The organism is Spongiivirga sp. MCCC 1A20706 (genome assembly GCF_046524175.1).
Lineage (GTDB): Bacteria > Bacteroidota > Bacteroidia > Flavobacteriales > Flavobacteriaceae > Spongiivirga.
The window spans coordinates 407,512-420,899 of record NZ_JBEFZF010000001.1 but is presented as its reverse complement, the minus strand read 5'-3'; the positions used below and the strand labels follow the sequence as shown (position 1 = coordinate 420,899).

Sequence of the window (13,388 nt, the reverse complement as noted above, 5' to 3'; positions counted from 1 at the left end):
CGTATTTTTGTTTCATCCGAAAACCGATAAATGGCCGTAAAAAAGAAAACGAAAAAAAGCACAACCACCTCTAAGAAAAAAGTAAGTTTTCAACTTTCAAAACAAAATAAAATAGTTCTTGGAAGTCTTCTCATGCTTGTGAGTATCGCGTTATTCATTGCTTTTATCTCCTTCTTTTTTAATTGGCAAGAAGACCACAGCACGATCGATCGATTTACGGATCGTACAGTTGTAACTAAAAACTGGATGAGTAAATTTGGTGCTAACATTAGCTACTATGTTATTTATAAAGGATTCGGAGTAGCTTCGTTTATTCTTGTAGGGCTTCTATTCACTACAGGTTTATACCTTTTTTCAAGCATCCCATTAAAACGATTGAATAAAAATTGGTTCTGGGGACTAATGGTGATGATCTGGTTAGCGGTTTTGCTTGGGTTTTTAGCAAAAACTGAACCGCTATTAGGAGGTGTTTTTGGTTATGAGATGAATTCTTTCTTAAAAGATTATATCGGCACACCCGGCATAGCACTTCTGTTAACTTTTGGATTCGTAAGTTACCTGGTTATTCGTTTTGGAATTACGCCCGAAAGCATTGTCAGCTTCTTTCAAAAAACAAAGAAAGAGATTACACATGATTTTGAGTCAGAAACACATGAAAAGGTTATAGAAACTCCAAAATCTAAGACATCAACACAAGAAATAAAAACAGATGAAGCCACTAAAGAAGTAGTTTTCGATGCTACCAACGATGCTCAAGTTTATGGTTCATTCAAAGAGAAAGAAAAGAAAAATGTTGAAATACCAACAACTGCCAATCTAACGAAAAAGGAAGAAGCAGAAGTTACCATTGAGGTTGAAAAGGTAGTGGAAGAAGAAACTGTAAGTAAAAATCAGGCTAACAAATTAGTTAAAGAGTTTGGAGAGTTTGATCCTACACTTGAACTTAGTAATTACAAGTTCCCTACCCTAGAGTTACTTAAAGATTACAATGCTGGTGGTGGGATTACCATTAATCAGGAAGAATTAGAGGAAAATAAGAATAGAATTGTAGAGACCTTAAAGAACTACAAGATTGGGATTTCTCAAATTAAAGCAACAATTGGACCTACAGTGACACTGTATGAAATTGTTCCTGAGGCGGGTATTAGAATTTCTAAGATTAAGAATCTTGAAGATGATATTGCCTTATCGTTATCTGCCTTAGGCATTAGGATCATTGCCCCTATTCCTGGGAAAGGGACCATTGGAATTGAAGTTCCTAACAAGAAATCGACTATTGTTTCAATGCGATCTGTGATAGCATCGCCAAAATTTCAAGGAGCAGAAATGGAATTACCTGTTGCCTTGGGTAAAACCATTAGCAATGAAACATTGGTTGTCGATCTTGCAAAAATGCCTCACCTGCTAATGGCTGGAGCAACTGGCCAAGGAAAATCAGTCGGGTTGAACGCAGTATTGACTTCTCTTTTATACAAAAAGCATCCGGCTGAAGTAAAATTTGTGTTAGTAGATCCTAAAAAAGTAGAGCTTACTTTATTTAATAAAATCGAACGGCACTATCTCGCAAAGTTACCAGATTCTGAAGAGGCGATCATCACTGATAACACTAAGGTGATCAATACCTTGAATTCTCTATGCATTGAGATGGATAATCGATATGAATTGCTAAAAACGGCTTTATGTAGAAACATTAAAGAGTACAATCAGAAGTTTAAGGCACGTAAACTAAATCCTAATGATGGGCATCAATTTTTACCATATATCGTATTAGTAGTGGATGAATTTGCTGATTTAATAATGACTGCCGGAAAAGAGGTGGAAACACCAATTGCAAGATTAGCACAATTAGCCCGTGCAATTGGTATCCATTTGATTATTGCAACGCAAAGACCATCTGTTAATGTGATTACAGGTATTATCAAAGCAAATTTCCCTGCGAGAATTGCATTTAGAGTAACCTCTAAAATAGATTCACGTACTATTTTAGACAGTGGTGGTGCCGACCAACTTATCGGTCGTGGTGATATGCTCTACACACAAGGAAATGACCTAACTCGTATTCAGTGTGCATTTGTTGACACCCCGGAAGTAGAACGTATTTGTGATTTTATAGGGGCACAACGGGCGTATCCTGATGCGCACTTACTCCCGGAATATGTTGGCGAAGAAAGTGGCACAAGTCTTGATATAGACATAAGAGATCGAGATGCGCTGTTTCGTGAAGCAGCTGAAGTAATAGTTACCGCTCAGCAAGGTTCCGCCTCGTTGTTACAACGAAAATTAAAATTGGGATACAACCGCGCAGGTCGTATAATTGATCAATTAGAAGCGGCTGGTGTAGTAGGTCCATTTGAGGGAAGTAAGGCCAGACAGGTATTAGTACCCGATTTTGTTGCGCTCGATCAGTTGTTAAATAGTGAAAGTGATTTAAATTTGTAAAAACACCAAAAATGAAAAGATTAGGAGCCCTACTTATATGTTTATGTATTGCTGGTTACGCACTAGGGCAAGATGCTGCAAAAGCAAAACAATTGTTAGATGACGTTTCTAAAAAAGTGAAAAGTTATGACAATATAACATTGGACTTTCAATACGTTCTAAATAATAAGGAAGAAAACATAAAACAAGAAACCTCAGGGAATGTTACACTGAAAGGTGAAAAGTATTTACTAAACTTTATGGGTATTACTAAGCTTTATGACCTTAAAAAAGAATATACCATTGTACCCGAAAACGAAGAAATTACGATAGCAACGCCTGATGATAGTGAAGCTGGAGTCATTACACCTTCTAAAATGTTGACCTTTTATGAAGATGGTTACAATTACAGTTGGGATACTGCAAAAAACATCAAAGGGAGAAAAATTCAATTTATCAAGCTCACCCCGATTGATTCGAGCGCTGAGATTTCGCAAATCATGCTGGGTGTTGATGTACAAACAAAACACATTTATAATCTGATACAAAGCGATGGCAGTGGTACTACCACAACGCTGACTGTTAATTCTTTTAAAACCAATCAGCCTTTATCAAAAAGCTTGTTTACCTTTGACGCGAGCAAGTACAAAGATTACTACATTAATAATTAGATAGCAATTTGAAAATACTCGACAGGTATATTCTGTTTAGTTTTATAAAGATATTCGTGAGCACCTTGACGTTGCTCATGTTTATTTTTGTACTACAATCGCTATGGCTTTATATTAATGAACTTGCAGGTAAAGGACTTGGAATAAATATTATTTTAAAGTTTTTATTTTTTGTATCACCGAAGCTTATTCCTTTAGTTTTGCCTTTGTCGGTGTTGTTAGCATCAATAATGACCTTTGGTAATTTTGCCGAGAACTACGAATTTGCAGCGATGAAAAGTAGCGGAATATCCTTACAACGCGCGATGGGAAGTTTGATTATTTTCATTTTCTTTACGGGTATCGGGGCATTCTATTTTTCAAACACCGTAATTCCAAAGGCGGAGCTTAAATTTTTCAATCTTAGAAGAAACTTGGCTAAGTTACAACCTGCACTGGCTATTGAGGAAGGCATATTCAATGATATCGGCGAAAAAATCAATATTAAAGTGGATGATAAATATGGTGATAATGATGAGTTTTTAACCAATATTACTATTCATGAAAAGTCACCCGACGGTACCAATCGCATTGTTCTAAGAGCGAAAAGTGGTGAACTAAAAAGCAGCAAGAAATCAGATGTTTTACAACTGGTGTTGTTTGAAGGCAATCGTTATGAAGATGTGAATCCTAAAAAAAGAAAAGAGCGGGAAAAATTGCCACATGCCAAGGTTAATTTCGATCAATACATCATGAATATTGATATCTCAAATTTTAATGATGTTGATCTTGAACAGCAAGACTACAAGACCTTTTATAGAATGTTAAGTGTAAGTGACCTCAGCGCAAAAAAAGATACATTAACGGAGGAATATACTAAAAAGGTAGAGCTGTTTGGGGATAATATTTTAAAGCGTACTGGCATTGTATCTCTAAAGGATAATGTTGTTAAAACTGATGACGAGGGAAATACGAAAGTCAGCAAAGACAAAAAAATCATTGCCAATCCGCAAACCCCCGACCTTGATAGCGTCGTTCATAGTTTGAAGGATTACAAAACGGTTATGATTTTAGACCAAGCGATAAACAACACCAAAAACTCATTAAGCATCGTTCAGGGAAAGGAAAAAGAGCTTTTTAATAGCGATAAACTTATTAACCTTCACATTACCCAATACCATAACAAGTTTGCCTTGGGTGTTTCTTGTATTATCCTGTTTTTTGTCGGTGCCCCCTTGGGAGCGATTATAAGAAAAGGTGGGATGGGGTTACCAATGGTTTTAGCGATTATCATTTTCCTTGCCTATCACTTTATTGGGATTTTTGGAAATAAAAGTGCCGAAGATGGTACATTGCACCCTATTATCGGTTCATGGTTATCCACTATGATCATGCTACCGTTTAGTATTATTCTTACCAGAAAAGCTACCGCCGACCGAGGACTCTTCAATCCGGATAGTATTACCCTCCCAATTAAAAATTTCTTTGAAAAAATAGCTGGTATAAAGAAGAAAAAAACTCAATAACAGTACCTTTGCAATTATCATCATAAATAAATCGAGTTATGATTTCATCAGATACGAAAACTTCAATACAGTTAAATACTATTGCCGAAGCTATTGAGGATATACGCCAAGGTAAGGTAATAATCGTAGTTGATGATGAAAATAGAGAAAATGAAGGCGATTTTATTGCCGCTGCTGATAAAGTGAATCCCGATATGATCAACTTTATGGCAACGCACGGTCGTGGGTTAATCTGCACGCCACTTACCGAAACGCGTTGTAAAGAACTAAAGTTAGATATGATGGTAAGTAACAATACTGACCCGATGGAAACTGCCTTTACTGTATCAGTCGATTTGAAAGGCAACGGGGTAACCACGGGAATATCTGCTTCTGATAGAGCAAAAACCATCAATGCTTTAGTAAACAAAGAAACCACCTATTATGATTTAAGCAAACCTGGACACGTATTTCCGTTGATTGCCAAAGATGGCGGTGTTTTACGTAGAACCGGACATACGGAAGCTGCGATCGATTTCGCACGCTTAGCAGGCTTAAATCCCGCTGGTGTGATTGTTGAAATCATGAATGAAGATGGTACCATGGCACGCCTACCTCAACTCATAGACGTCGCACAAAAGTTCAACCTTAAAATTGTCTCTATTGAAGATTTAGTTGCATATAGAATGCAACATGATTCGTTAATAGATAAAAAAGAAGATTTCGATATAGAAACCCGCTTTGGTCGGTTTAGACTGCGCGCCTACCAACAAACAACGAACGATCAGGTTCATCTTGCGCTTACAAAAGGAAGTTGGAACAATGGAGAAGCTGTGTTAACAAGAATAAATGCTAGTTTGGTTAATCACGACCCTTTGAGTATGTTGACTAACAATACAGACAAAAAACTAGATGAAATGTTTGCCTTGTTAAACGCGCATGAGAAAGGAGCTATTATTTTTATCAACCAGCAAAGCGATTCGCTTAATTTACTTAATCGTTTGAGTATTCTGAAAAATGCGCAGCAAGAGAATGAAGTAATCAAAGCTCCGCGAATTGAAATGGATGCTAAAGATTTTGGTATCGGTGCCCAAATTCTGCATGATCTAAACATCCACAAAATGAAGCTAATGTCTAATACGAAACAAACAAAGCGTGTTGGGATGATTGGTTATGGTCTTGAAATAACTGAATATGTTAGTTACTAAATCAAAGATTACACTTTATATACTAAGGAAATATTGTAAAATTCCGTTTTAAGTAAGTGGCATGAGAGGTTGCAACAGTTCTCGACTCCGCTAGAACTGACATTGAAAATTAATCTAGACGTATCTGCAGCCTATATTAACCGATTTATCTCCTCAAACCATTAATAAATACAATTAAACAAAATGAGAAACTACCTCGGCCATTTTATTAGCCCGGGCGGTAACTTCTTCTTCAGTCCAAGATAATTTAATCAAAGAAGAAATGGTACGACCCATCCAATGATCGGACTTTGAAAAATCTTGTTTATGATAATCTGGTAATTGAGTTTTGATTTCCTGTGGTAGCCGGCCTAGTGATTTTAAATTCTTTAAATGATCCCATTTTTTAATATAGTGCCAGTTATTATCATACCAGTAAAAACAAGCATCTACACCATTTTCTCCTAAGGCTTTATGTGCATTTCTAGCAGCATTTTCATTTGGTAAGAAAAAGTTTAAAAAACCGTAATTAGGCACTCCCGCTTCCGGAATTCGTCTGAAGGTTACGCCATCCACCTTCGCTAGTTCGTTTTTTAGAATGAGATAATGTTGTTTCTGAAGTTCAAGAAAACGAGGCAGTTTTTCAATCTGAGCTAAGCCGACCGCAGCATTCAACTCAGATATTCTGTAATTATAACCAAGAAACGGATGCGACTCTGCTCCCCTATCATTTCCAACGTGATCATGACCATGGTCGGTATAATGATCGCTATTTAGATAATACTCTTTATTATTAGTTATAACCGCTCCTCCTTCACCACAGGTAATTGTTTTTACAAAATCAAAAGAAAAACAACCCAAATGACCATAAGATCCTAGTGGTTTATCATCATAAGTGCCTCCAATTGCCTGGCAGGCATCTTCAAGTAAAATAAGATTGTGATCATTGCAAATTTGCTTTAGTTCTTTTAACTGTGCCATGCTACCGCACATATGTACAGGCATGATCACCCTGGTTTTTGCAGTAATTGCATTTTTAACTGCTTGCGGGTCTAACGTTAAGGTATCGTCAATATCCACCAAAACGGGAACAGCACCAATTGCTATAATCGATTCAAAGCTCGCTACAAAAGTAAAGGTCGGCATAATCACTTCGTCTCCTGCCCCAACCCCGGCTGCTGCCAAGGCCACCGTTAAAGCCGATGTGCCACTTGAAGTCAGTTGTGCATGCTGCACTTTCATGACGTTACGAAGGGAAGCTTCCAATTCTTTGGCTTTCCAGTGACCATTTCGCATTCCGTCGAAACCATATCGCATTAAAACACCATTATCAAGAACATCATTCACTTGTTTACGTTCTTCTTCACCAAAAAACTCAAATCCGGGCATTCGCTATCGTTTTCAATTATTAGTCAAAAATATTGAAAATAGATAAGGTATAAGAAAGATTGATGAGTTAAGACTACAACATCTTATCAACAAAATCGAAGTACAATTCTGGCGAACCTGAGTATGAATTAATACTGTTTTTTACTTTTCCTTTTGCATCCAGTTGAAGAACCGTGGGAAAAAGCCCTCTTTTATTATACTCCCCCATTAACTTCATATTCTTTTGCCTTTGTTCTGGGGTAAGCATATCGCGTCTACGAGGAATATCAACAACTACCAAAACCAATTTTTCAGCCTTTTCAGCAAATTTATCGCTATTAAAAAAGTCTCGTTTTAGCATTTTACATGGTCCGCACCAATCGCTACCTGTAAAATACATCAAGATAGGTTTATCTTCTGTTTTGGCTACCTTCTTTGCTTTTTCAAAATCAGTATGCCATTTCAGTGTCGTTTCTTGCGCCTGTGTAAATGAGAAAACACATATTGTTAGCACCAAAAATAATGTCTTCATAAGTTTAGTTTAGTTGAACATGATATGAATCACTGAGCTTTAAACAAGTATCTTGCCAAATTTATTGTATGGTAATAACGGAATCTTCTATATCCTTGCGTACTTTCTTGAAATTAGAAAACATATCATCTTTTGCCCTGTAGCCCACTGGCATTACTAAAACAGCACTTAAACCCTGCTTATCCAGCTCTAAAACTCGATTATATTCCTCAGGAATAAATCCTTCCATAGGACACGCGTCAATCTTTTCAACAGCACATACCGTTAGTAAATTTCCCATGACCAAATAGGCCTGTCTTGTCGCCCAATTCATTATTTCATTTTTTGACTTCTCTTCAAAACTATTAATAAGAGACTCCTTGAAAGGATCCAATACTGAATCCGGAGTTTTTCTGATCTCTTTAACTCGATTAAAATATGTGTTAATATATTGATTATCAATGCTATTTTCAATTGCAAAAATCAGCAAATGAGAGGCGTCTGCAACTTGTCTTTGATCCCAAGAATGTGGTACAAGTTCTTCCTTTAATTTTTTATCATTTATGATAATAAGTTTAACAGGCTGAAGGCCGTAAGAGGTAGCAGTTAGATTGAAGGCATTTTTAAGCACCGTTATTTTTTCATCTGTTAACGCCCTTGAAGCATCAAATTTTTTTACTGCATAGCGCCATTTCAAACTTTCAATGATATTCATTTCATTCTTTTTTACAAAATTAGTAAATAAGAATTGTGAGGCTAATGCTTCTTCTATTAGTTCAATCTATGGCGCTATCAGAAGAACCATAGCTTAATTGAAATTGCAATGACCATAATAAGCAAAAATACCTTTATAACCCCATCGCCTTTTTTTACTGACCAGCGACTTGCTACCCACGCGCCAGACGAGTTACCAAAGGCCATAATAATGCCAACTACATATTCTATTTTCTCATTAATAGCAAAAACGACCACAGCTGCTAAGGTGTAAATAAAAGCTACGGTTACCTTAGTTGCATTACTTTTCACCAATGACAGTTTATTGAAACGCGATAACAGTAACATCATAAAAAAACCAATACCCACATTAATAAAGCCTCCATATATTCCAATAAAAAAAAACACCAACATTGAAATGTATAGGTGTTTACCCGTAAGTCTTTCTAAAGCGTCAACAGATGCCATTTTTGGTTTAAAAACAACAATAAGAACCACCATTACCATGATGATTGCAAGAATTCTATCAAAAAGTTCTCCTCTTATATCGGTTGCTAGTTGTGCTCCTAAAATGGCCCCAACTAAAGCGGTCACTCCGAAATAAATACTATACGGAAACGTGCTCACTCCTTTTGATTTAAATCCAGCAACAGCGGTTGCGGTTTGAAACATAATTGCTATTCTATTCGTACCGTTCGCAATATCCGCAGGCAAACCGATAAATATTAAGGTAGAAAGAGTAATGAGAGAACCCCCACCCGCCATGGTATTAATAAATCCTGCTGCAAAACCTGCGGCAATAAGTAGTGGAATCTCCCAGCTAAGTTCCATTAATTTGTTTGTTAGTAACTGAAATTAAAAGTGACACGAAGGTATGTTTAAAAGCCGAAACAAAAGCACTAAAAAAAGTTAGATATTTCTTTTATTAACCGTAAAAAGGATGTTATATTTGCACCCGCCTACGCAAGCTGAGCTTGTTAAGCATTAGACCAGGAGAAGTGGCAGAGTGGTCGAATGCACCGGTCTTGAAAACCGGCGAGGGTCACACCTCCGGGGGTTCGAATCCCTCCTTCTCCGCTTAGAGCAAAGCCCGATTTTCAAATGAAAATCGGGCTTTTGTTTTTTAAGAGCATCAAAACATAAGTTTTGGTAAGCGAATAAAACACGAAAGTCCTGGTGCTACATAGTAGCATCGAACTTTATTTTCAGATACGTGAGATAAAGGGATATGTAATCCCTCCTTCTCCACAAAAGAAACCCGTAACTTGAGTTGCGGGTTTTGTGTTTTCTGAAATGGATCAAACTTATTCAGATGAAGTGAAAGAAAATGAAAAACCTAACAAGCAAAGTTTGAATTAGCTTTTTATAATATCACTATTGTTTTGGTCAAAAAACCATTATCAACCTTTAAGGTAGTTTTTATATCTACGTAATCCGTAGTTAACCATTTCAAGTGCGGCTTCACTGGTCATCGTCGCACCCGATATAACATCAATTATAACACCATCATCAATTCTTTTCTCCACATTCCTATTTAGAATGAAGGTGTTTTTTTCAAAATCTACCTTAGCCCCCTTAAATTTTTCTTCAAATACTGATTGTGTAATTGCCGCACCATAACCCTCAGATTCGGCTTGATGATTGAATTCTATTTTGTTAATTTCCAAAGTATTTCTATCTACAAGAACCTTAGCCCAAATAACGCCTCCATATCCAATACCTTTGATTGGAAGTATGGCCATATTCGTGTTTTTAATTTCAAAAATTGGCCAAGAATCTTGCCGCTCTGGCTGCATCATCTTTTTATAAATGCTTAATGCTTGATTCATCTCAATAGCGCTAATTACACCATCTTGGGTAATCTTTTTGAACGCAATAATTTGATCTATATCGGTCGAATCAGTAATGATAACACCAGCAAATTCTCCAAATTCTTTTAATGTCTTGGGCAAAATTTTGACAATTCGTTCTTTTTCAACCTTCGCTGACTCTTCTTGTTCTGTTCTATTTGTTCTTTGCTTACATGATGATAATAATAGTACCAACAGCACTACAATGATTCTTGCAGAAAGCATATCTATATTTTATAATTTGTTAAGTGGAATAAGTTAAATCAAAGCCCCAGTAGATTAAATGACTTAGATCATATATATTTTAATCTAAACAGTTTGGAATAAATACTTATAGTATGAAAGAAAAAGCGGTTCTGCCGCCAATTAAATGGGATAAGTACCTTATTAACAGCTACTTTTTAGCAGCCATAAGAAGTATTGTGGCTTTAAAACTACTCCTCTGGTACGGACATTGAAAAAATCGACGTTTACTTTTTTCTAGCCATTTTTTAGTCTTACAGTAAGTTATGTTACCTATTTTGTATTTCTCCTTTCTCATCGGATCTTTAGGGATAAATGCACATATAATCCATCCTATAAGCAAAAAAACCCGCAACGTAAGCTGCGGGTTTTATATATTAATTTATATGTAATTGAAAATAAACTTCGGACTTTTATTAATTAGCTGGTGTATTAATGTCCTCACCTTTGCTTAAACGATCTAAATTTTGCTGTAATCTTGGCTTAAAGTTATCAGGTGCAGTCGCTATTGCTTTTTTCAAAGATTTGATTGCATTCTTAAAATCTTTTTTAGCAGAGTAAGCCCTTGCCAAACCAAAATTACTTGGGAAAGCACCTTGGCTATTTTTTACATTTTTTTTCATTATTGCCAAAGCTTTATCGGTATTCCCTTCTCTTAATAATCGGTCACCAACACCATATACCTCCCTAGAGGTCCCCAAAGAAACAGCTTTATCCAGCAGTTGCGAAGCTTCAGCATTTTTTCTTTGCTTGCTTAAAATACGGGATTTTAAATCTAGATTGCTGAATGTTTCTTTACTAAAAAATTGACCACTAATGGATTTGTTGACCCATTCTAAAGCAAGATCAAGTCGCTCTGCATTAAACGCATAATTGGCTGCCTGATCCCAACTAGATTGCTGAAAACCATTAGGATTACGCAAATCATTCGCTATACCTTCTAGCACAATATCCGTTACGGCTACCGATATCTTAAACGGAATTTCCTTCTTTTCCCATTTTAGCGAAGCAGTTGCGGTTGTTGCATCAACCTCATTAAATTCATAAGTCAACATTTCGGTGCTTGTCTCTAAATCAACCGATTTTACTTTAAAGCGCAGTGCATCCTCACTTTCATCATAAAAATAACTTCCCCATGAAGTCGTATTATTAGATAAAATAATCATGACATCTCCATTCTCTTCAGGAGCCATAAACAACGCATATTTACCAGCCTTCACATCGTTTCCTTCAAGCTTTACATCATGAGTGAACTCGATAGTGGTATTGTAATCTGCACCTGCTCGCCAAGGTGCGGCTGTTGCCGTACCAAACCCTAGATTGTTAAACCCATACTGTACCAGTCCTCCCCAAATTTTTCTTCCTCGAACATAAGGTCTGTTATAATGAATGGTAATATCAGTGATGCCAACACGTTGTGTTATTTCTGCTTCCGGGCTGGTCGCGGGTACGGTTAACTGACCAAATAGATCATTTGATGTTACTAGCGCAATGCATATTAAAGCAATACTACTAACATGTTTAAAGTTCATTTTTTTCATTGGAATTGATTTTAATTGATTAGAATACTGTACTTAATCTATTAAATAAATAGACTAAGTATAATAATTGGTTGTAGCTGTAAAAATAACCCCCTACTCTAAATATGGAAGTTAGGGTATTGTTAAAGTATTCCACTTTTTAACCTTGAATTCAATAAATATGATATAAATAAAACACCCCTGACATATTTTGTCATGATCGCAAATAATTTTGCGCTTATTAATCATAAATAAATAATTTACAATGACAAACGCAGTAAGTTGGTTCGAAATTCCGGTTAGTGACTATGACCGTGCCAAAAAATTCTATTCTGAAATATTAGGGAAAACAATCATCGATCATGATATGGGCGATCAAAATATGAAATACGGCATTTTTCCTTACGATATGGAAAACAATAAAGTAGGAGGAGCCATTTTACAAATGGACGGTATGAATCCGTCAGCTGATGGTTCTACAGTGTATTTAAACGGCGGTGACGACTTAAGTGAAGCACTTTCAAAAGTTGAAGCAGCAGGTGGTAAAATAGTGATGCCAAAGACTGATATTAATGAAAACGGATTTATAGCTCAATTTCTGGATACAGAAGGAAATAGAGTTGCTCTTCATTCCATGCAATAAAATGTAAACATAGCGAATCTCTATAGGGGTTCGCTATATTTGTTTTATGTCACAGCTATCCAGACTTATTTCAATACTAACATTACTAAAATCAAAAAGGTTATTAACCGCAACAGAGTTGGCTAAAAAATATGAGGTTAGTGTTCGTACGGTTTATAGAGATATCAAAAAGCTTGAAAACGCGGGTATTCCAGTATATTCAATTGAAGGAAGAGGCTATAGCTTAGTTGATAACTACACGGTCCCCCCCGTTCAGTTTACAGAAAAACAAGCAAACGCTCTTGTTACCGCCGAGCATATTATTAACCAATCTAAAGACAGTTCTTTTGTTAATGACTTTAACGAGGCACTCACCAAGATTAAGTCTGTTTTTAAAACTTCTATCCAGGAAAAAAGCGAGCTATTAAGTGGTAAAATTCATGTTTTTAATTGGGAATATGAAGAATTATCTAGCAATGCATTATCCGAAATCCAGCTTGCTATTACCAATTTTAATGTGGTTGAGATTAATTATCAAAAAGCGAATGACTCCAGTATTTCGTTCAGGGAGATTGAACCGTGTGCCATGTACTCTACTAATAATAAATGGATTTTGATTGCTTGGTGCCATTTAAGAAATGATTATAGAGCCTTCAGAATAGATAGAATCCAACATTATAAAATTCTCGCCACTACCTTTCAAGATCGAAAATTTAGCATTCAAGAGTACTTCTTGTCCTCTCCTTACAGAGAACATCAATAGCTAAACTAGCTACCAATTCAAGTCTTATCTTAATTCA

The 13,388-nt window shown here is 36.2% G+C and carries 12 protein-coding genes and 1 tRNA gene; 7 read left to right on the top strand and 6 right to left on the bottom strand.

Annotated features, from left to right (window positions below; all coding sequences use genetic code 11):
• Positions 1-30 precede the first annotated feature (30 nt).
• Genes ABN763_RS01910 through ribB form a run of 4 tightly spaced genes read left to right on the top strand, consistent with a single transcriptional unit; the run spans position 31 to position 5,781 of the window.
• On the top strand, positions 31-2,439 hold the full coding sequence (locus ABN763_RS01910) for a DNA translocase FtsK 4TM domain-containing protein (protein ID WP_410483716.1): 2,409 nt from the start codon (positions 31-33) through the stop codon (positions 2,437-2,439).
• An 11-nt stretch (positions 2,440-2,450) separates the two neighbouring features.
• On the top strand, positions 2,451-3,089 hold the full coding sequence (locus ABN763_RS01905) for a LolA family protein (protein ID WP_410483715.1): 639 nt from the start codon (positions 2,451-2,453) through the stop codon (positions 3,087-3,089).
• A gap of 8 nt (positions 3,090-3,097) precedes the next feature.
• Positions 3,098-4,594 (top strand): LptF/LptG family permease, encoded by a 1,497-nt coding sequence (locus ABN763_RS01900; protein WP_410483714.1) that lies wholly within the window; start codon positions 3,098-3,100, stop codon positions 4,592-4,594.
• A gap of 38 nt (positions 4,595-4,632) precedes the next feature.
• A complete protein-coding gene (gene ribB / locus ABN763_RS01895) occupies positions 4,633-5,781 on the top strand; it encodes a 3,4-dihydroxy-2-butanone-4-phosphate synthase (protein WP_410483713.1) in 1,149 nt (382 codons plus the stop codon).
• Positions 5,782-5,955: 174 nt separating this feature from the next.
• Here the strand turns inward: ribB and ABN763_RS01890 are convergent, their stop codons facing one another.
• The 4 genes from ABN763_RS01890 to ABN763_RS01875 all read right to left on the bottom strand — a co-directional run bounded on the left by ABN763_RS01890 (position 5,956) and on the right by ABN763_RS01875 (position 9,184).
• The gene (locus ABN763_RS01890; protein WP_410483712.1) at positions 5,956-7,149 is read right to left on the bottom strand and encodes a DegT/DnrJ/EryC1/StrS family aminotransferase; all 1,194 of its coding nucleotides are present in this window, start codon (positions 7,147-7,149) and stop codon (positions 5,956-5,958) included.
• Between the two features lie 73 nt (positions 7,150-7,222).
• Positions 7,223-7,660: a thioredoxin family protein gene (locus ABN763_RS01885; RefSeq protein ID WP_410483711.1), complete on the bottom strand. Its 438-nt coding sequence runs from the start codon at positions 7,658-7,660 to the stop codon at positions 7,223-7,225.
• Between the two features lie 61 nt (positions 7,661-7,721).
• Positions 7,722-8,354, bottom strand: coding sequence for an NAD(P)H-dependent oxidoreductase (locus tag ABN763_RS01880; protein WP_410483710.1), 633 nt, complete (start codon positions 8,352-8,354; stop codon positions 7,722-7,724).
• Between the two features lie 77 nt (positions 8,355-8,431).
• Positions 8,432-9,184 carry a sulfite exporter TauE/SafE family protein gene (locus ABN763_RS01875; RefSeq protein ID WP_410483709.1) on the bottom strand — a complete coding sequence of 251 codons (753 nt, stop codon included), beginning with the start codon at positions 9,182-9,184 and terminating at the stop codon, positions 8,432-8,434.
• Positions 9,185-9,345: 161 nt separating this feature from the next.
• Here ABN763_RS01875 and ABN763_RS01870 point away from each other — a divergent pair.
• Positions 9,346-9,430, top strand: a tRNA-Ser gene (locus tag ABN763_RS01870).
• A 323-nt stretch (positions 9,431-9,753) separates the two neighbouring features.
• Here the strand turns inward: ABN763_RS01870 and ABN763_RS01865 are convergent.
• Positions 9,754-10,428 carry an FMN-binding protein gene (locus tag ABN763_RS01865; protein WP_410483708.1) on the bottom strand — a complete coding sequence of 225 codons (675 nt, stop codon included), beginning with the start codon at positions 10,426-10,428 and terminating at the stop codon, positions 9,754-9,756.
• A gap of 434 nt (positions 10,429-10,862) precedes the next feature.
• Positions 10,863-11,987, bottom strand: a complete 1,125-nt coding sequence (locus ABN763_RS01860) for a DUF2911 domain-containing protein (protein WP_410483707.1) — start codon at positions 11,985-11,987, stop codon at positions 10,863-10,865.
• 244 nt (positions 11,988-12,231) lie between these two features.
• Here ABN763_RS01860 and ABN763_RS01855 point away from each other — a divergent pair, with 244 nt between their 5' ends.
• Both ABN763_RS01855 and ABN763_RS01850 read left to right on the top strand, forming a co-directional pair.
• Positions 12,232-12,609, top strand: coding sequence for a VOC family protein (locus ABN763_RS01855; protein ID WP_410483706.1), 378 nt, complete (start codon positions 12,232-12,234; stop codon positions 12,607-12,609).
• A gap of 46 nt (positions 12,610-12,655) precedes the next feature.
• Positions 12,656-13,351, top strand: a complete 696-nt coding sequence (locus ABN763_RS01850; protein ID WP_410483705.1) for a helix-turn-helix transcriptional regulator — start codon at positions 12,656-12,658, stop codon at positions 13,349-13,351.
• Positions 13,352-13,388 lie beyond the last annotated feature (37 nt).